Raw genomic sequence first — 17,353 nt, 5'->3', positions numbered from 1 at the left:
CGCTCCTTATTGTGGCTGCGCGGCGGGCGCCGGCTTGTCACTCACCTTTACAGCGGCATTCGGACGCACTTTGGGCAAGCCCTCGACGATCACCCGATCACCCGCGGAGATACCGGACTCGACCACCCAGCGCCCTTGCGCCGTATGCGCAGTGGTAACCGGGCGTATCCGCGCCATGCTCTCGTCATCGACGATGTAGACGAACGTGCCCTTGGGTCCTTGAGAAATGGCTCGCTCGGGCACCGTCACTGCATTGGGTTTGGTGATGCCCTTGACCCGTACCCGGATGAACTGGCCGGGTAGCAGTTTCTGGTCCGGGTTGGGCACGACGGCGCGCGCGCTGACCGTGCCGGTGCCGCGGTCGACCAGACTGTCGGTAAAGTCGACCGTGCCCTCGAGCGGGTAGCTGCTGCCGTCGCCGAAGAGGATGTCGATGCTCATGTGGCCACTGGTCGGCGCAATCAGCGTGCCGTCCTTGAGGCCGCTGCGCACCCGTTCGACGTCACGGTCAGGCGCAGCGAAGTTGACGTAAATCGGATCGAGTTGCGTGATGTTGGTCAGCAGGCTGGCGTTCGGGTCACCCGCCACCACCAGGCTGCCTTCGGATACGGTTTCCTTGCGGGTGATACCGGAAATCGGTGCCTTCACGGTGGTGTAGTCGAGGTCGATCTGCTTGGACTGCACCTCGGCCTGAGCCGCCTCGATATTGGCTTTGCTCTGCTCGAAGTTGGAGATCGCGTTGTCCAGCTCGCTCTCGCTGGCGAAGCCTTTTTTCTGCAACTCGCGGATGCGCCGCAGATCGCGCTCGGTCTGTCGATAGCGCGCCTGCTCCTGCGCCAGCGCGCCCTTGGCTCGGGCCAGTGCAGCCTGGTAAGGGCGAGCATCGATACGGAACAGCACCTGCCCCTGCTTCACCGAGCTGCCTTCCAGGTAGGTGCGCTCCTGCAGGATGCCACTGACCTGGGCACGCACTTCCACTTCACGAAAACCCGCCGTGCGCGCCGCATACTCCAGAACGATCGGCAATGACTCGACCTTGGCGACTTCCACCACCACCTCGGGCGGCGGCATGGCGGCGCCACCCTGTTCGGCAGCGACGATTCCACCACAGACAGACAGGGCCAACAGGGCAACACCGAACACAGGCGAGAGAGAGCGAAGCGGCATGGGCATCTCCGGTACAGAGCAGTCGGGCATCAGGACAGGAAGCCGGTGTTACATACATTCACGCATGTAAAAGCACATACCAAGAGTAAAAACATTACACTCAGCCTCCCCAAGAGAGCCTAGACGTAATCGTCCCGTCCGCCATGCGCAGAACCAAAGAACAAGCCGAACAAACCCGCAGCGCCATTCTCCTGGCCGCCGAGCAGCTATTCCTGGATAAAGGCGTGGCCAGCAGTACCCTGGAGCAAATCGCGCGGGCGGCTGGCGTAACGCGGGGTGCGGTGTACTGGCACTTCCAGAACAAGGCGCATCTGTTCCACGCCCTGCTCGACCAGGTGCGTCTGCCGCCGGAGCAGTTGGCGGAACGTTTGTGCGGGTGCGGCGGCAGCGACCCGCTGCTGTCACTGCGCAACCTGTGCATCGAGGTAACGGAAAACCTCGTGCGCGATCAGCAACGCCAACGCATCCTGACCATCCTCCTGCACCGCTGCGAGTTCACCGAAGAGCTACGTGAAGCCGAACTGCGCCACAACGACTTCATCAATCAGTTCATCAACCTGATGGAAGAACTGTTCAGCCGCGAAGAGTGTCGCGTTCGTCTGTATGAAGGAGTAACCCCGCGCCTGGCGGCGCGGGCAATGCATGCGCAGATCATCGGCCTGTTTACCGACTGGACGCGCGACCAGAGCCTGTTCGACCCATTGCAGGACACTGCCTGTCTGATCGACGCACAACTGCGCGGCCTGCTGCGGGATTGGCAGCCTTAGCCGCGTTCGACAATCCGCTAGCCAATCTCGGCGCCGTAGCCACTGCCACGAATCGCCTGCAGCACCTGCTCCTCGCTCTGCTTGCTGGCCACCCGTACTTCCTTGGCACCGAGATCGACCTGCACCTCGGCAGCCGGATCGTTCGCCTGCACGGCCTGGGTGATGGCGCGGATGCAGTGACCACAACTCATACCGCTGACCTTGAATACCTGCATGATGCTGTCCTCGTGTTGGTGAGCCTGCAGTTTCAAGCTTGCCATGGCGGCAAGGTCAAGCCCTTGCGACTTGTTCTCTTGCCATCCTTCAGCCACGCTGCCTGTAGCCCTTGGCGAGGAAACCATCATGCGCTCATGCATCCCCGGCCTGCTTGCCCTGCTCTGCCTGCCGTTGCTGGCTGCGGAAACACCTGCCACGGCGACCTCAACGCCTGCGCTTTCACTGTCGCCGATGACCCTGTCGACACCCATCGACTACGGCATCCTGATCGTTTCGCGCGAGCGCCTCGAAGTCTCTACGCCCTGCGATATCGGCCTGTACCTGCAAGGCAACCTTGCCGCCCGTCTGTATCAGGGGCAGTCCGTCACCCTCAACCTGCCGCCGGGCGAAGTCCGCGTTCGGCTCGGCTTGCTGGGCGGCGGACACTGCCAGCCACGCTTCGAACAACTCAATAGCCAGAACGTGCGCCTGAGTGCCGGCCAGGTGAACAAATACCGGATTGCCATGGGCGACAGCGGCCTGCAGTTGATCCCCGCGCCACTCAACTATTGAGACTGCGACAACCCACCGCTTGACCTTACCCCAGGGGCAAGGTTGATCCTGTAGACGAATCCAGTGAGGGAACCGTCTATGTCCGCCCTGCAAACCTTCGATCTACCGATTCGAGGCATGACCTGCGCCAGTTGCGCGTCTCGCATCGAACGCGCCCTCAGCCAGGTACCTGGCGTGCAACAGAGCAGTGTCAACCTGACCACCGAACAGGCGCGAGTCCAGGCCCCGGCAGACAGCCTCGACAGCCTCCTCGCCGCGGTGAACCAGGCGGGCTATCACGTGCCTCTGCAACGCATCGAACTGGCTATTGGCGGCATGACCTGCGCCAGCTGCGCCGGGCGTATCGAGCGGGCGCTGGGCAAGGTGCCGGGCGTACATCAGGTCAGCGTCAACCTCGCCACCGAACGGGCGCAGCTCGACGTGGTCGATGGGTTGCCCGTGGCCGACCTGATCGCTGCCGTGGACGCCGCCGGCTACCGCGCCAGCCAACTGACCCCGGACAAACCCGTGGACCGTGAAGCGGGCCTGCGTCGCGAGCGCTGGGCCGTGTTGTTCGCCCTGCTGCTGGCGGCCCCGCTGGTACTGCCGATGTTCGGTGAATGGTTCGGCCTGCACTGGATGTTGCCAGCCTGGGTCCAATTCGCCCTGGCCACCCCTGTGCAGTTCATCCTCGGTGCGCGCTTCTACATCGCCGCCTGGAAAGCCGTGCGTGCCGGGAGTGCCAACATGGACCTGCTGGTCGCCCTCGGCACCAGCGCCGGCTATGGTCTGAGCCTGTACCTGTGGGCCACCGCCGGCCACCACGAAATGCCGCACCTGTATTTCGAAGCCTCCGCCGTGGTCATCGCCCTGGTGCTGCTCGGCAAATACCTAGAAAGCCGCGCCAAACGGCAGACCAGCGCCGCCATTCGCGCACTCGAAGCCTTGCGCCCCGAACGCGCAACCCGGGTGATCTATGGCCATGAGGAAGATGTCGCGATCACCGCGCTGCGCCTCGGTGACCTCGTTGCAGTGAAGCCCGGCGAGCGCTTTCCGGTGGACGGCGAAGTGGTCGAAGGCAACAGCCATGCCGACGAAGCCCTGATCAGCGGCGAAAGCCTGCCCGTGGTCAAGCAACCGGGTGACCGCATCACCGGCGGCGCCATCAATGGCGAAGGCCGCCTGCTCGTGCGTGCCACCGCATTGGGGGGAGAAACCGTGCTGGCGCGGATCATCCGCCTGGTCGAAGACGCCCAGGCCGGCAAGGCTCCGATCCAGAAGCTGGTCGACCGGGTCAGCGCCGTGTTCGTCCCGGTGGTCCTGCTGATTGCCCTGGTTACCCTGTGTGGCTGGCTGATTGCCGGAGTCGGCGTGGAAACCGCCTTGATCAACGCCGTCGCCGTACTGGTAATCGCCTGTCCCTGTGCGCTCGGCCTGGCCACACCAGCGGCCATCATGGCCGGTACCGGAGTCGCCGCACGGCACGGCATCCTGATCAAGGACGCCACCGCCCTGGAGCTGGCGCATAAGGTCAGCGTGGTGGCCTTCGACAAGACCGGCACCCTGACCTCTGGCGAGCCACGCATCGTTCATCAACAGGCCGCCGTTGGCACCGATAGCGATCTGCTGCGCCTGGCGGGCGCACTGCAGCGCGGCAGCGAACACCCGCTGGCACGCGCCGTGTTGCAGGCCTGCGCCGATGGGCAGATCACCACCGCCACGCTGGAGAGCAGCCAGGTCCTCAGCGGTCGCGGCATCCAGGGTCAGGTCGAAGGCCGCACCCTGGCACTGGGCAACGCTCGGTTGCGCGATGAGCTGGCCCTGCCGGCCGGCGAACTGGCAACCCAGGCGCAAGCCTGGGAGAACGAAGGACGCACCGTGTCATGGCTGCTGGAGTTGGCACCGCAAGCGCGGGTGCTTGGCCTGTTCGCCTTCGGTGACAGCCTCAAGGTCGGTGCGGTCGAGGCGATCCAGGCCCTGCGCGAACGTGGCATTCAAAGCCACCTGATCAGCGGCGACAACGCCGGTAGCGCCAATGCCGTAGGTCGGACCCTGGGCATCGACGAGGTGCATGCCCAGGTGTTGCCAGCCGACAAGGCCGCTCACGTCGCGGCCCTGCATACCGACGGCACGTTCGTGGCGATGGTGGGTGACGGCATCAACGATGCGCCGGCCCTGGCAGCGGCGGATGTCGGCATTGCCATGGGTGGCGGCACCGATGTGGCCATGCAGGCCGCCGGCATCACTCTGATGCGGGGCGATCCACGCCTGGTCCCCGCGGCCCTGGAGATCAGCCGGCGCACCTGGAGCAAGATCCAGCAGAACCTGTTCTGGGCTTTCATCTACAACCTGATCGGCATTCCGCTGGCCGCCTTCGGCCTGCTCAATCCGATGGTCGCCGGGGCGGCAATGGCCTTGTCCAGCGTCAGCGTGGTCAGCAATGCTTTGCTGCTCAACACCTGGAAGCCGGAGAAGAACGACGATGCCTGAAGCCAGTGCACGAGAGGTGGTTGCATGAACATCGGCCAAGCCGCACGCAAGAGCGGCCTTACCGCGAAGATGATCCGCTATTACGAATCCATTGGCCTGCTAAAAGCAGCCGGACGTTCGGAGAGTGGCTACCGCCGCTATTCGGACAACGACTTGCACGGCCTGGCATTCATCAAGCGCTCACGCGACCTGGGTTTCTCTTTGGAGGAGGTCGGCAAGCTGCTGGCCCTGTGGCAGGACCGCCAACGGGCCAGCGCCGACGTCAAGGCCCTTGCCTTGGCTCATATCGGCGAACTCGACCGCAAGATCGCCGAGCTGAGCAGCCTGCGCGACACCTTGGCTGAGCTGGTCGATCACTGCCAGGGCGATCACCGCCCTGACTGCCCGATCCTCAAGGACCTGGCCTCGGCCTGTTGCAGCAGTGCATCGCAGAAAGGCTGAGCCTCAGGTACACGGCCTGCACACCTGAGGCTCGCACGGATGCGCGTGGCGCATCTCACGGAAACGAGGCTGGGTTCAGCCTTGCGACTGCAGGTAGTTTTCCAGACCGATGCGGTCGATCAGACCGAGCTGCTGTTCCAGCCAGTAGGCATGGTCTTCTTCGGTGTCCTTGAGCTGCAGCGCGAGGATGTCACGGCTCTGGTAGTCCTTGTGCAGCTCGCACAGGGTGATGCCCTTGCTCAGTGCCGCCCGTACTTCGTACTCCAGCTTGAGGTCGGCACGCAGCATGTCCGGCACCGTGGCACCGGGGGTGATCGCCTTGGGCGTCATGTCCGGCGTGCTTTCCAGGAACAGGATGCGCTGCAACAGGGCATCGGCATGCTGGGTCTCCTCCTCCATCTCGTGGTTGAGGCGCTCGTAGAGCTTCTCGAAGCCCCAATCCTGATACATGCGCGAATGCAGGAAATACTGATCACGGGCAGCCAGCTCCCCGCGCAGCAGATCTTTCAGGTATTCGATGACTTCAGGTACGCCTTGCATGTGCGGATTCCTCGGAATAAAGCGGATCAGGTGCAAAGCTTCGACCGTGAAAGGGCAACGGTCAAGCTCGAATATGCCGCACCTGGCGGAGCGATTCGCATTCCGCCAAAGCCGCATGGTTGCTAGGCCACAGGCTTTTTCAACAGCGCTGAAAACGACCGTGTCATCACACGTCTTCCAAGCCGATGACCATCAGGAGAAATGCCTCTCCATCCGCAATCATTCGGCGCAGGCGCACGCTGACATTGCACAAAATAATTGAGAATGCGTCTCACCTGAATTAATCTCATCATCCTCTTATTCCCATCCGGCTTCCAACGCCCACCATGAGCAAGCCGTCCCCCTTCCTGTCTCTTTACCTGCGCGAGCAAACGCGTCTGCTGCAACTGATCCGGCGCATCGTGGGCGATCGGAATACGGCAGAAGACCTGGCCCAGGACACCTTTCTACGCCTCTGGCACCACCCGCTGGGCGAAGGCGACCGCAGCCTGCTATTTCGCACCGCGCAAAACCTGGCCATCGATCACCTGCGGGCACGCCAGGTACGTAGCCGCCACACCCACCAGCAACAGGCGCTCGACGAGCCGTCCAGCCCCGATCTGGAAGAACAGGCGATTGCTCGCCAGGAGCTTGAGACACTGATGCAGCGCCTGCGCAAACTGCCTCGGCGGACCCAGCAGGTGTTCCTGCTCAGCCGTGTCGATGGCTTACCCTATGCCACCATCGCCGAACAGCTCAGGGTTTCCATCAGTACCGTGGAGAAGGACATGATTCGGGCCTTGCAACACTGCCAGCGGGGTGCAGCCCAATGAGATACCGCCCCACGAGATGTCGCCCAGCGAGAATGTCACAATGAGGAATGACCTCACCTCATCCGTTGTAACGGTACCGGCCTGCGGAACCCAGCCATCGTGAAGAATTCTCCCGAGCAGCAAGCCCGCCAACAGACGGCCACCGAGTGGTACGTGCGCCTGCAGAACCCGCAATTACCACCGAGCGAACGCATTGCCTTTCGCCGCTGGCTGGACAGCGAGCCGCTCAATAGCGAAGCCTTCCATGAGGTCGAATTGCTCTGGAAAAAGCTGCATGCGCCGGCGCAACAACTGGCCCTTAGCGGTTGGCACCGGCCCTCACGCCATGCTGCCCGAATGCATGGGCTACGCCGCCCGGCGCTGGCACTGGCCTGCAGCCTGCTACTGGCCCTAGGGATTGGTGTGTGGCGCGATCCCGGCCTGCTGCAACGCGCCGGGGCTGACTACGCCAGTGCGCCGGGCAAGCAGCAAACGCTGACCCTGGCCGATGGCAGCCATGTGCTGCTCGATGCCGACAGCGCACTGGATATCGACTTTCGCGCGGACCAGCGCGAGGTCCACCTGCGCCGGGGGCGTGCCTGGTTCGATGTCAGCCACGATGCGCAACGGCCATTTGTGGTGCATGGCCAACACATGCGCACACGGGTACTGGGTACTGCGTTTGCCGTGGATCGCAGCGGTCGGGAAGAACAGGTCACGGTATCGCGTGGACGGGTCGAGGTACGCGACGATGGCTCGGGGCAAACCCTGACCCTGGCACCCGATCAGCAGGCGCGCCGACACGATGGTCACCTCCAGGGCCCGCTTGCCGTGGACAGTGCGCGCACCCTCGCCTGGCAGAACGGTTTGCTGTTGTTCGACCGCGCCACGGTCGGCGAGGTGGTCAGTAGCCTGCAGCGCATGGGTTTCCCCCCGGTGGTGATCCTCGATGAGGACCTGCGCCAGCAGCGCCTGTCCGGCACGTTCCGCAACGACGATCCACAGACGTTGCTGGAGGCCCTGACGAGCAGCATGCAACTGAAAACCACCCGTATACCCGGACTGGCCGTGCTGATTCACCGTTGAGGGGCCAGCGCCTCGGTCTTTTCTAAAAAAAAGTATGAGGGAATCTCCAGGCTCGCCCGTTGTGTTGGCAGCGAATAGTTCGCATTTGCCAGACTGACCTCTTGGGGGAGACCATCATGTACAACCACCGCGCCCTGGGCAGACCGCTGTCCCGATCACTATTGGCCAGCGCTCTGCTGGCTGTAATTGCGGCACCTGGCTACGCCCAGACGCCGGTTGCAGAGACCACCACTGGCCAGCAGCATGACAGCGATCAGCGCTTTACCTTTGCCATCGCTGCCCAACCCCTGCTCGATGCCCTGGGCGAATTCACCGCCATCACCGGCATCGCCGTACTACGCACCAGCGATGAACCGCTGACCGGCTCGGCTCCCGCCGTGCATGGCCAACTTACGGCCGAACAGGCCCTGCAACGGTTACTCGCCAGCAGCGGTCTGACCTACAGCCGCACTTCGCCGCGCGCTGTGACCCTGCTGCCCGTTCCGTCGGACGGCGTGCTCAACCTGTCCGATGTCAATATCGATGCCAATCGCCTGCAGTCTGCCTGGGGCCCGGTGGATGGCTATGTGGCCAAGGCCGGCAGCACCGCGACCAAGACCGATACGCCGATCATCGAAACCCCGCAATCGATCTCGGTGGTAACCCGTGACCAGATCACCGACACCCACGCTCAAAGCCTGCGTGATGTCCTGGGCTACACCGCCGGGGTCATCGCAACAGAGGCCGACGACCGCACCACCGACACCTTCGTTCTGCGCGGTTTCCAGATCGCCAACAGCACCTACCGTGACGGCATGCGTTACATGAGCAACATCTACGACGGCACCCAGGAGCCCTATGGCATGGAGCGCGTGGAGGTACTGCGCGGGGCCGCTTCCGTGTTGTTCGGCCAAGCCGCGCCTGGCGGCATCATCAACGTCGTGAGCAAGCTGCCGACCACGGAAGAACGGCATGAGATCAAGGCCGAAGTCGGCAGTAACAACCGCCGGCAACTGGCCACCGACCATGGCGGCTCGCTGACCGAGGATGGCAGCCTGTCGTATCGCCTCACCGCGCTCCAGCGTGACAGCGACACCATGGTCGACCATGTCCCGGATGATCGTACCTACATCGCGCCCGCCCTGACCTGGCGCCCGGACGACGCCACGTCGGTGACGCTGCAGGCCACCTACCAGAAAAGTCGTACCACCTATGTCTACGGCCTGCCCGCCGAAGGCACCATCAACGGCACGCCGTTCGGCCATATCTCACGCCACCTGTTCACCGGCGTGCCTGGCTACGACAAAGCCGACGTGACCTTCTGGAACATCGGCTACCTGTTCGAACACGCCTTCAGCGATACCCTGAAGGTGCGGCAGAACCTGCGCTACTTCGAATCGGAAAACGACATGCCGGCGGTCTCGCTCGAGGCCTACGATGCCGCCACCGGCACGATCAGCCGGACGGCCCAGGACCGCCAGGACAATTCGCACAACATCCTGGCCGACACTCAACTGGAATGGCGCCAGCACAGCGGACGCTTCGAGCATGTGCTCCTTGGCGGCCTCGACTACTCAAATAAATACCATCGCAGTGAACGCTATCTCCGTACCGCCAGCCCCCTGAACCTGTACGGCCCCAGCACTGGCAGCGTGTCCAGCACCGCGACGCCGAACCTCTACAGCTCCAGGACCCGCGTAGAACAGACCGGCCTCTACCTGCAGGACCAGATCAAGTTCGACGGCAAATGGGTGCTATTGCTCGGTGGGCGTGAGGACCGGGCGCGCTCCGTCGATGAAGGCTTGTTCGTGGCGGAAAAATACACCAGCCAGGACAGTGTCTTCACAGGTCGCGCCGGGCTGGTCTACCTGGCCGATAATGGCTTGGCTCCCTTCATCAGCTACAGCGAATCCTTCGAGCCCCAAAGTGGCAACGATAATGGCAGCGCCTTCAAGCCTACCGAAGGCGAGCAATACGAACTGGGTATCCGCTATCAGCCGGCAGGCAGCAACACCCTGCTGTCCGCGGCGGTTTATCAACTGACGCAAAAGAACGTGCTGACTCCCAACCCGGTCGACGCCACTCGACAGGTACAAACCGGTGAGGTGCGGTCCCGCGGCCTGGAGCTGGAAGCCAAGACCGACCTCGGCGACCACAGCAGCATCACCGCCTCCTACGCATACACCGATGCTGAAGTAACCAAGAGCAACAGCGCCAACCTCGGCCAGAAGAATGCCGGCATGCCGCGCAACATGTTCTCCGTGTGGGGCAACCACCGTTTCGGCGAAGTCGGCCCCGGTCAGTTGCGCGTTGGCGCAGGTGCGCGTTACGTCGACAAGGTAAGCGGCCTGTTCGACAGCGCAGTCGTCTCCCCGTCCTACACGCTATTCGACGCAATGCTCGGCTACGAGATAGGCCCCTGGGACCTGACCCTGAATGCCACCAACCTGACCGATGAAGACTACGTGAGCTACACCTACGCGGCTTTCTATGGTGCAGAGCGCACACTCACCGCTGGCGTCGCTTACCGCTGGTAAGCCATACGAAAACGCCCGCAGGCGCGGGCGTTTTCATCAGACGATCCTCACGTGGCCCAAGGCGGCGGTGGCGGCTCGTCGCGGGGCGCATCCTCGGCGTTACGCAAAGCTTCCAGGCGGGCCTGCTCAGCTAGCGCGGCCTTGATCTCGCGCATGACCGCATCGACATCCGCGCTCTCCTCCGGCTCATCGAACTCGCCAGTGAGCGGGCTTTCCGGTGTCAGCTTGCCCTCTTCGTACAACGCCCACATTTCCTTGGCGTACTTGGTATAGCGCAGCTCAGGCGCGAACTGGCCGAAGTACTCGGCCATATTGCGCACATCGCGATCAAGCATGCTGAAGGCATGGTTGTTGGCGGCCGCATCCACCGCCTGCGGCAGGTCGATGATCACCGGCCCCTCCGGCCCCAGCAGCACGTTGAACTCGGACAAGTCACCATGTACCAGCCCGGCACAGAGCATCTTGACGATCTCACCGATCATGAATGCATGGAATTCGCGGGCATCTTCGGGTAACAGGTCGACATCGTTGAGACGGGGCGCGACATCCCCCCGACCATCACCGACCAGTTCCATGAGCAACACGCCATCCATGTAGTCATAGGGCTTGGGAACTCGCACACCGGCATTGGCGAGGCGGAACAACGCCGTCACTTCAGCGTTCTGCCAGGCCTCCTCCTGCTCCTTGCGCCCGTGTTTACTGCCTTTGGCCATGGCCCGCGCATCGCGGCTGTTGCGCGTCTTGCGGCCTTCCTGATACTCGGCGGCCTGGCGAAAGCCGCGTTTGTTCGCCTCCTTGTAGACCTTGGCGCAGCGCAGTTCATTGCCGCAGCGCACCACATAAACCGAGGCTTCCTTACCGCTCATCAGCGGGCGGACAACCTCGTCGATCAATCCATCTTCAAGCACGGGTTCCAGGCGTTTCGGGGTCTTCATTGCGCTGACTGAGGGTCCTATCGATGGGGGCATGGAATGGTGTCGTTATACGGCAATCCGACCGTCTCGCCCAGATTAGCGGGTCAGCAGGCTTCGCCGCAGGGCTTCGATCGCATAACGGACCTTGGCCGGCTGGGCATCTCGCCGGGGCGTGACGATATGGATGCCCAGCGGTTCGGCCTGCCAGTCCGGGAGCAGCACGAGCAATTCGCCACGCGCCAGCTCTTCACGCACCTCCGGCTCCGGCTGAACCGAGACGCCCATGCCTGCCAAGGTGAACTGGCGTACGGACAGGATATTGTTGCAAGCGACCCGGCTCTCCACGCGCAGCCGCTGCACGCTACCGTCCGGTCCCTGGAGAACGAGCTGCTGGGCACGCTCGTGGTTCAGGGTCAGCCAATCCAGCGCTGACAGATGCTCTGGCCCTTGCACAGGGCCGCAACGTGCCAGATAGGACGGTGCCACGCAGAGCAGCATGCGCCAGTCGCCCAGGTGTCGCGCCACCAGGCTGGAGTCCTCCAGTACACCAGCGCGGATGGCCAGGTCGATACGCCGCTCGACCAGGTCGATCTGTTCATCATGGAAGAACAGACGCAGGCTCAACCCCGGATGCGCGCGCAACAGCGGCACCAGCGCCTCGGTGACCATTCGCCCGGAAAATCCGACAGGGGCAGCAATGCGCAACTCACCCACCGGCGCATCCCGCAGTTCGGCCAGGCGCTGCTCGGCCTGTTCGGCCAGGGCGAGTATCTGCGCACAGCTCTGGTAGAAGCTGGCACCCGCTTCGGTCAGGGTCAGCTTGCGCGTGGTGCGGTGCAGCAGGTTGACCTGGGTCGCTTCCTCCAGCTTGCGGATCTGCTGACTGACGGCAGAGGGTGTCATGCCCAGCTCGTCAGCAGCCGCCACCATCGACCCCTTGTCGACCACGGTGGCGAACAGCGCCATACGCTTAAGCTGTTCCATTATGAAGCCCTGCTTAATTGTTCATGCTCATTTAGGCTCTTTTTCTGGCCTTTATCCAGCTGGGATGATTCATCCACCTCATCCCACCCAGGAAATACCGCCATGAAAATTGCCTTGATCGGTGCCACTGGTTTTGTCGGTACCCCGTTGCTGCAAGAAGCCCTGAACCGTGGCCACCAGGTCACCGCACTGGTGCGCCATCCGGAGAAAATACCCCAGCACGCAGCCCTGAAAGCCGTGAAGGTAGACGTACGCGACACCGACGCACTGGCCAAAGCCCTGGCCGGTCACGATGTCCTGCTCAGTGCCTATAACCCGGGCTGGGGAGAAACGGACATCCGTGCCCAGTTCATCGCCGGCAGCCGCAGCATCCTCGCCGCGGCCAAACAGGCCGGCATCAAGCGCGTCCTGGTGGTCGGCGGCGCCGGCAGTCTGTTCGTCGCACCGGGCCTGCAGCTGATCGACACGCCTGACTTCCCGGCGGCCTACAAGGAAGGCGCCGAGGGTGCGCGCCAGGCGCTGAATGATCTGCAGAGCGAGAAAGACCTGGAATGGACCTTCCTGTCCCCTCCCGCCCTCCTCGAACCGGGAACACGCACTGGCCAGTTCCGCCTCGGGGGTGATCAGTTGCTGATGAGTGGCGAGCAGCCGGCGCGCATTTCCGTCGCCGACCTGGCCGTGGCCCTGCTGGATGAAGCCGAGCAGCCACAGCACATCCGCCAGCGCTTCACCGTTGCCTACTGACAGGTCCCCGGCCCGGCCCCATGGGGCTGGGCTCTGCCCTGGAGCACCGCATGTCCCAGAGTTCATCCACCTTCATTGCCACGCTCACGCCGGGCCGTTACATCGCTCGCCTGTGCCAGCACTTTGCCCACAAACTTCCGGTCACGTTCGACGAGAAGCACGGGCGAATCGACTTCGCCTTCGGCACCTGCCTGCTGCGTGCCAGTGCAGATGGGCTGACACTGCAGGTACGCAGCCACACCACCAGCGACCTGGAAAAACTGCAGCACCTCATCGCCAGCCATTTCGAGCGTTTTGCCTGGCAGGCGTTACTTACCCTCGAGTGGCGTTGAGAACCCGGTTTGAAAGTCAGATGTGCATTGGCAGGCTGACGGGCGCGATGGAGAATTGCCCCATAGCCGTTCCGAGGAAAGCGCCATGCTCGACATCAACCACTGCTGGCAAGCCGTCTGCGACCGCGATGCTGCACAGGATGGGCAGTTCGTCTTCGCCGTGCGCAGCACCTCCATCTATTGCCGACCCAGTTGCCCGGCGCGCCGCCCGAAGCGCGAAAACGTCGACTTCTACGCCAACGCCTCCAGCGCCGAAGCCGCCGGCTTTCGTCCGTGCAAACGCTGTTCACCACAAGGCACCAGCCCGGCCGAGCAGGTAGACGCCCTGGTTATCGCGACCTGTCGCCTATTGCAGGAGCACGATGGCGCGCTGACGCTCGAGCAACTGGCCACACGCATCGGCTTGTCTGCTTCGCACCTGGCCCGTGCGTTCAAAGCACGCACCGGGCTGACACCCAAGGCCTGGGCCAACGCCCAGCGCCGCCAACGCCTCGATGCGCGTTTGCCGCAAGCCGATTCGGTGCTGGAGGCGGCACTCGAGGCCGGGTTCTCCGGTACCCGAGCGCTCTATGAGCAACCGACTGCACTCAGCCCTGCGCAACGACGCCGGCAAGGTGCGGGCGAACAACTGCGCTATGCCATCGCCCCCTGCGAGTTGGGCCAGTTGCTGCTCGCCGCCAGTGACAAGGGCGCCTGTGCCCTGCTGTTCGGTGACGATGAACAAAGTCTGGAGCAGGAGCTGCACCAGCGTTTCTCCGCCGCGACACTCCAGCGTGACCAGCAAAGCCTGCAACCCTGGCTGCAGCAAGTGCTCGCCCAGGTAGCTGAACCTGATCGAGCGGCACACCTGCCGCTGGATCTGCGCGGCAGCGCCTTTCAGCAACGGGTCTGGCAAGCCTTGCGGGAAATACCGCTCGGCCAGACTCGGCGTTATGGCGAACTGGCCGTGCAGATCGACAGCCACGCCCGTGCCGTGGCGCGGGCCTGCGCCAGCAATCCGCTGGGGCTGTTAATCCCCTGCCACCGCGTGGTCGGGGCCAACGGCAACCTGAGTGGCTACCGCTGGGGCATCACCCGCAAGGCCGCGCTGCTGGCTGCCGAGGCAGCGGTGCGAACCAGGGCTCATTAGCCCCTCTTGGCGTTTATCGTGCGGAACGCTACTGTGGCGCCCACCAAACTCCGCTCACCGGCGCCGGGGTTGGCCAAACGCCTACCGCACATACAGGATTGCACCCATGAAACAGGGAATCGCCCTCGCGTTCACCGCGGCCCTCGTCGGCTTCACCAGTCAGGCTCATGCCGTTGACCCGGTCGGTCAGCGCTATATCGACCAGTTGCTGCAAGGTGGCCCGGTATCGGTCAGCCAAGCGGCGCAGAGCATCTATCACACCGGTTACCGCGATCAGGAAGTACTCGATGTAGCTGCCGAAATCCTGGCCCAGCGCTACACCACTGCCACCAGCAACAGCGAAGCCGATGCCTACGCCTGGGTCTGCAAGGCCATCGGCAACTCCGGCAATGGCCGCTACAAGAATCTGCTGACCACGGTAGCTGAATCCGGCAACCGCAAACTGTCGCGCCATTGCGGCAAGGCCGCCGGCAGCCTGAGCGCCAGCAACCCCAGCTTCGCTGCCGGCTCGGTCAACCTCGATCGCTACCGCTCCGGCGCAGCCTCGTCAGGTGCCAAACCCGTAGCGCAAGCCGCCAAACCTGCCACTCAGCAGGCCAAGGGTTCCTTCGGCAGCGTGGTCAATGGCATGACCATGGATGAAGTCAACGCCATTCTCGGCGCCCCAACCGCGACCTACTCGCACCAGACCGGCAAGGCCTGGGTGCCTTTCAACTTCAAGGGCAAGGACATTGCACGCGTGGTCAATCTGTACAAAGGCCAGGGTCGTGTAACCTTCTCCCAGGAAAGCGTCTACTCGTCCATCTGGCGCGTAATCGAAGTCCTGCCGAACGCCAACGAGAGCGGCTACCCGTAACCGCTGCGTGACCGGGTATGCTCGCCGGTCGAGCGTACCCGTCCTGCCAACGTCTCCAGGCCCGCTTTAGCCTGACCGGAGCCTGCGATGAACATCACCGAATTTACCCAGCGACTGCATGCCATTCGCGACCGTAACGACTGGCGCCCCTTCCATTCGCCAAAGAACCTGGCGATGGCCGCCAGCGTGGAAATGGCCGAGCTGGTGGAAATCTTCCAGTGGCTCGATGAACCGCAGTCACGCAATCTCGATGCAGCTCAGTTGGAACACGCCGGCCAGGAGGTCGGTGACATCGTCCTCTACTTGCTGCTGTTCTGCGCCGAACTGGGCATCGACATGGACCAGGCGGTACGCGCCAAACTGGCCGACAACGAACGGCGCTTCGCCTAATGAGCTTCCAATGACCGACCGCCACTTCGACGAGCTGGCCACCCGTTTTGCCGAAAAGATCTACGGGGGCGCCAAGGGTGCCATCCGCCTGGCTGTCCTGCAGGCCGACCTCAAGGAAACCCTGCCTGAACGCCCGTTGCGGGTACTGGATATCGGCGCGGGCCTGGGGCACATGTCACTGTGGCTGGCCGAACGCGATCATCAGGTAACCCTGGCCGAACCCGCCGCCCCGATGCTTGAAGGCGCGCGCCAACGCTTCGCCGAAGCCGGCATCACGGCCACCTTCATCCAGGCACCGTGGCAGGAACTGCTCGGCCAACTCGACCAGCCCTATGACCTGGTGTTGTGTCATGCCGTCCTGGAATGGCTCGCCGAGCCGCATGCCATCCTGCCGGTATTGCATCAATTGACCGTACCCGGTGGCTGGCTGTCGCTGGCGTTCTACAACAAGGACGCGCTGATCTACCGCAACCTGCTCAAGGGCCACTTCCGCAAGCTGCGCAAGGCTCGCTTCGCTGGAGAGGGCCAAAGCCTGACCCCACAACAACCGCTCGATCCGCGTGAACTGGCGACGCAACTCGACGGCCACTGGACGGTCGAAACCAAGAGTGGCGTGCGCGTATTTCATGACTACATGCCGGTGGAGTTCCAGGCCAAGGCCGACCTCACCGACCTGCTGGAAATGGAGTTGGCGCACCGCCGTCACCCAACGTTTGCCGGTCTCGGCCGTTACCAGCACTGGATGTGCCGACCGCTGACCACCGACGACTAACCTACCGGCCCGTTCAAGACGCTACAGGGGGCATCCCATGCGCTACCTACTGCCGCTGTCCCTGACCATGCTGCTCGGCGCCTGCGCCAGCAGCAATCCCTATGTCGAAGAATCACTTCCCTTGCCGCCGGCACCGCCGGGTATCGAAAACCATCTCGATCTCAGCGCCTACCCAGCCGCCCCCCGTGATTATTCACGCTACCGCAACTGGAGCTGGCGCAACGGCCAACTGCCGCCGGGCAGCGCCTGGGCAGACAGCGCACTGCTCGCCGAGGCGGTAAGCAACGCGCTCGATCAACGCGGCCTGCGCCCCGCAGCCTCCAGCACGACTGCCGACGTGCAGGTGACCAGTGACCTGCGCCTGGAGCGCCGTCAGTACCAGGTTCGTGATGACTATGGCAGCTACTACGGCAGCGGCCCCTATGGTGACCGCTACGGCATGTACGGCCGTGTACCACTGACCCGCACCTACGAACAGGAAGTGGCCGTGGTGCGCATCGACCTGTTCGATGGCCGCAATGGCCAGCCCGTCTGGAGCAGCTCAGCCGAGGCACTCAGCAAGGGCAGCCAATCCGAGCGCGCTGACGCGCTGCGCGAGGCAGTGAAGAAAGCCCTGCAAGGCTTTCCTCCGTCGTAGCATCAGGATTGCCTAAGAACCTGTTTACGCTCTCCTGACTGTCGGCCATA

19 protein-coding genes are annotated in these 17,353 nt (G+C 63.3%); 14 read left to right on the top strand and 5 right to left on the bottom strand.

The annotated features are described in order from the left end of the window. Positions 1 to 6: 6 nt before the first annotated feature. Entirely contained in the window at positions 7 to 1,167 is a 1,161-nt protein-coding gene (locus ACWPW0_RS04950) for an efflux RND transporter periplasmic adaptor subunit (protein ID WP_447589557.1), read from the bottom strand. 143 nt (positions 1,168 to 1,310) lie between these two features. On the opposite strand from ACWPW0_RS04950, the gene ACWPW0_RS04945 reads away from it, so the two are divergent. After that, positions 1,311 to 1,934 carry a TetR family transcriptional regulator gene (locus ACWPW0_RS04945; RefSeq protein WP_447589555.1) on the top strand — a complete coding sequence of 208 codons (624 nt, stop codon included), beginning with the start codon at positions 1,311 to 1,313 and terminating at the stop codon, positions 1,932 to 1,934. A 17-nt stretch (positions 1,935 to 1,951) separates the two neighbouring features. On the opposite strand, the gene ACWPW0_RS04940 is transcribed toward ACWPW0_RS04945, so the two are convergent. Further along, positions 1,952 to 2,149 carry a heavy-metal-associated domain-containing protein gene (locus tag ACWPW0_RS04940; RefSeq protein WP_447595548.1) on the bottom strand — a complete coding sequence of 66 codons (198 nt, stop codon included), beginning with the start codon at positions 2,147 to 2,149 and terminating at the stop codon, positions 1,952 to 1,954. A 127-nt stretch (positions 2,150 to 2,276) separates the two neighbouring features. Between ACWPW0_RS04940 and ACWPW0_RS04935 the strand changes: the two genes are divergently transcribed. The 3 genes from ACWPW0_RS04935 (at position 2,277) to cueR (ending at position 5,612) form a co-directional block, all read left to right on the top strand. Next, positions 2,277 to 2,702, top strand: coding sequence for a hypothetical protein (locus tag ACWPW0_RS04935; RefSeq protein ID WP_447589553.1), 426 nt, complete (start codon positions 2,277 to 2,279; stop codon positions 2,700 to 2,702). Positions 2,703 to 2,780: 78 nt separating this feature from the next. Further along, a complete protein-coding gene (locus ACWPW0_RS04930) occupies positions 2,781 to 5,171 on the top strand; it encodes a heavy metal translocating P-type ATPase (protein ID WP_454254608.1) in 2,391 nt (796 codons plus the stop codon). A 24-nt stretch (positions 5,172 to 5,195) separates the two neighbouring features. Continuing rightward, positions 5,196 to 5,612 (top strand): Cu(I)-responsive transcriptional regulator, encoded by a 417-nt coding sequence (gene cueR / locus ACWPW0_RS04925; RefSeq protein WP_454254607.1) that lies wholly within the window; start codon positions 5,196 to 5,198, stop codon positions 5,610 to 5,612. A gap of 75 nt (positions 5,613 to 5,687) precedes the next feature. Here the strand turns inward: cueR and bfr are convergent, their stop codons facing one another. Next, complete coding sequence (bfr, locus tag ACWPW0_RS04920) at positions 5,688 to 6,152, bottom strand: bacterioferritin (RefSeq protein WP_447589547.1); 465 nt, start codon at positions 6,150 to 6,152, stop codon at positions 5,688 to 5,690. A 326-nt stretch (positions 6,153 to 6,478) separates the two neighbouring features. Between bfr and ACWPW0_RS04915 the strand changes: the two genes are divergently transcribed. The 3 genes from ACWPW0_RS04915 to ACWPW0_RS04905 all read left to right on the top strand — a co-directional run bounded on the left by ACWPW0_RS04915 (position 6,479) and on the right by ACWPW0_RS04905 (position 10,545). Continuing rightward, positions 6,479 to 6,964, top strand: coding sequence for an RNA polymerase sigma factor (locus ACWPW0_RS04915; RefSeq protein WP_454254606.1), 486 nt, complete (start codon positions 6,479 to 6,481; stop codon positions 6,962 to 6,964). Between the two features lie 99 nt (positions 6,965 to 7,063). Then, positions 7,064 to 8,029 carry a FecR family protein gene (locus ACWPW0_RS04910; RefSeq protein WP_454254605.1) on the top strand — a complete coding sequence of 322 codons (966 nt, stop codon included), beginning with the start codon at positions 7,064 to 7,066 and terminating at the stop codon, positions 8,027 to 8,029. A 116-nt stretch (positions 8,030 to 8,145) separates the two neighbouring features. Beyond that, positions 8,146 to 10,545, top strand: a complete 2,400-nt coding sequence (locus ACWPW0_RS04905) for a TonB-dependent siderophore receptor (protein WP_454254604.1) — start codon at positions 8,146 to 8,148, stop codon at positions 10,543 to 10,545. 47 nt (positions 10,546 to 10,592) lie between these two features. Here ACWPW0_RS04905 and ACWPW0_RS04900 read toward each other — a convergent pair whose 3' ends face one another. Together ACWPW0_RS04900 and ACWPW0_RS04895 are read right to left on the bottom strand one after the other, a co-directional pair. After that, positions 10,593 to 11,480, bottom strand: a complete 888-nt coding sequence (locus ACWPW0_RS04900) for a PA4780 family RIO1-like protein kinase (RefSeq protein ID WP_447589539.1) — start codon at positions 11,478 to 11,480, stop codon at positions 10,593 to 10,595. 75 nt (positions 11,481 to 11,555) lie between these two features. Beyond that, positions 11,556 to 12,443, bottom strand: coding sequence for a LysR family transcriptional regulator (locus ACWPW0_RS04895; RefSeq protein WP_447589537.1), 888 nt, complete (start codon positions 12,441 to 12,443; stop codon positions 11,556 to 11,558). 102 nt (positions 12,444 to 12,545) lie between these two features. Between ACWPW0_RS04895 and ACWPW0_RS04890 the strand changes: the two genes are divergently transcribed. From ACWPW0_RS04890 to ACWPW0_RS04860, 7 genes are all read left to right on the top strand, one after another. Then, entirely contained in the window at positions 12,546 to 13,187 is a 642-nt protein-coding gene (locus tag ACWPW0_RS04890) for an NAD(P)-dependent oxidoreductase (RefSeq protein WP_454254603.1), read from the top strand. A 50-nt stretch (positions 13,188 to 13,237) separates the two neighbouring features. Beyond that, the gene (locus ACWPW0_RS04885; RefSeq protein WP_447589533.1) at positions 13,238 to 13,519 is read left to right on the top strand and encodes a DUF2218 domain-containing protein; all 282 of its coding nucleotides are present in this window, start codon (positions 13,238 to 13,240) and stop codon (positions 13,517 to 13,519) included. 85 nt (positions 13,520 to 13,604) lie between these two features. Next, positions 13,605 to 14,648 carry a bifunctional DNA-binding transcriptional regulator/O6-methylguanine-DNA methyltransferase Ada gene (gene ada, locus ACWPW0_RS04880; protein WP_454254602.1) on the top strand — a complete coding sequence of 348 codons (1,044 nt, stop codon included), beginning with the start codon at positions 13,605 to 13,607 and terminating at the stop codon, positions 14,646 to 14,648. A gap of 106 nt (positions 14,649 to 14,754) precedes the next feature. Beyond that, complete coding sequence (locus tag ACWPW0_RS04875) at positions 14,755 to 15,504, top strand: hypothetical protein (protein ID WP_447589529.1); 750 nt, start codon at positions 14,755 to 14,757, stop codon at positions 15,502 to 15,504. Between the two features lie 87 nt (positions 15,505 to 15,591). Beyond that, positions 15,592 to 15,894 carry a nucleotide pyrophosphohydrolase gene (locus ACWPW0_RS04870; RefSeq protein WP_454254601.1) on the top strand — a complete coding sequence of 101 codons (303 nt, stop codon included), beginning with the start codon at positions 15,592 to 15,594 and terminating at the stop codon, positions 15,892 to 15,894. A 10-nt stretch (positions 15,895 to 15,904) separates the two neighbouring features. Then, positions 15,905 to 16,666 (top strand): methyltransferase domain-containing protein, encoded by a 762-nt coding sequence (locus ACWPW0_RS04865; protein WP_454254600.1) that lies wholly within the window; start codon positions 15,905 to 15,907, stop codon positions 16,664 to 16,666. A gap of 37 nt (positions 16,667 to 16,703) precedes the next feature. Continuing rightward, positions 16,704 to 17,303, top strand: coding sequence for a DUF4136 domain-containing protein (locus ACWPW0_RS04860; RefSeq protein WP_454254599.1), 600 nt, complete (start codon positions 16,704 to 16,706; stop codon positions 17,301 to 17,303). The last annotated feature ends 50 nt before the right edge of the window (positions 17,304 to 17,353 follow it).

The organism is Pseudomonas sp. Marseille-Q8238, assembly GCF_965111915.1.
The sequence above is the reverse complement of the archived record's forward strand: the minus strand, read 5'-3'. Positions and strand labels throughout refer to the sequence as shown.

Excerpts from the sequence above, each read along its gene's own strand:
- ACWPW0_RS04950 (WP_447589557.1), bottom strand. The coding sequence starts at position 1,167 with ATGCCGCTTCGCTCTCTCTCGCCTGTGTTCGGTGTTGCCCTGTTGGCC.
- ACWPW0_RS04945 (WP_447589555.1), top strand. The coding sequence starts at position 1,311 with ATGCGCAGAACCAAAGAACAAGCCGAACAAACCCGCAGCGCCATTCTC.
- ACWPW0_RS04940 (WP_447595548.1), bottom strand. The coding sequence starts at position 2,149 with ATGCAGGTATTCAAGGTCAGCGGTATGAGTTGTGGTCACTGCATCCGC.
- ACWPW0_RS04935 (WP_447589553.1), top strand. The coding sequence starts at position 2,277 with ATGCGCTCATGCATCCCCGGCCTGCTTGCCCTGCTCTGCCTGCCGTTG.
- ACWPW0_RS04930 (WP_454254608.1), top strand. The coding sequence starts at position 2,781 with ATGTCCGCCCTGCAAACCTTCGATCTACCGATTCGAGGCATGACCTGC.
- cueR (WP_454254607.1), top strand. The coding sequence starts at position 5,196 with ATGAACATCGGCCAAGCCGCACGCAAGAGCGGCCTTACCGCGAAGATG.
- bfr (WP_447589547.1), bottom strand. The coding sequence starts at position 6,152 with ATGCAAGGCGTACCTGAAGTCATCGAATACCTGAAAGATCTGCTGCGC.
- ACWPW0_RS04915 (WP_454254606.1), top strand. The coding sequence starts at position 6,479 with ATGAGCAAGCCGTCCCCCTTCCTGTCTCTTTACCTGCGCGAGCAAACG.
- ACWPW0_RS04905 (WP_454254604.1), top strand. The coding sequence starts at position 8,146 with ATGTACAACCACCGCGCCCTGGGCAGACCGCTGTCCCGATCACTATTG.
- ACWPW0_RS04900 (WP_447589539.1), bottom strand. The coding sequence starts at position 11,480 with ATGAAGACCCCGAAACGCCTGGAACCCGTGCTTGAAGATGGATTGATC.
- ACWPW0_RS04895 (WP_447589537.1), bottom strand. The coding sequence starts at position 12,443 with ATGGAACAGCTTAAGCGTATGGCGCTGTTCGCCACCGTGGTCGACAAG.
- ACWPW0_RS04890 (WP_454254603.1), top strand. The coding sequence starts at position 12,546 with ATGAAAATTGCCTTGATCGGTGCCACTGGTTTTGTCGGTACCCCGTTG.
- ACWPW0_RS04885 (WP_447589533.1), top strand. The coding sequence starts at position 13,238 with ATGTCCCAGAGTTCATCCACCTTCATTGCCACGCTCACGCCGGGCCGT.
- ada (WP_454254602.1), top strand. The coding sequence starts at position 13,605 with ATGCTCGACATCAACCACTGCTGGCAAGCCGTCTGCGACCGCGATGCT.
- ACWPW0_RS04875 (WP_447589529.1), top strand. The coding sequence starts at position 14,755 with ATGAAACAGGGAATCGCCCTCGCGTTCACCGCGGCCCTCGTCGGCTTC.
- ACWPW0_RS04870 (WP_454254601.1), top strand. The coding sequence starts at position 15,592 with ATGAACATCACCGAATTTACCCAGCGACTGCATGCCATTCGCGACCGT.
- ACWPW0_RS04865 (WP_454254600.1), top strand. The coding sequence starts at position 15,905 with ATGACCGACCGCCACTTCGACGAGCTGGCCACCCGTTTTGCCGAAAAG.
- ACWPW0_RS04860 (WP_454254599.1), top strand. The coding sequence starts at position 16,704 with ATGCGCTACCTACTGCCGCTGTCCCTGACCATGCTGCTCGGCGCCTGC.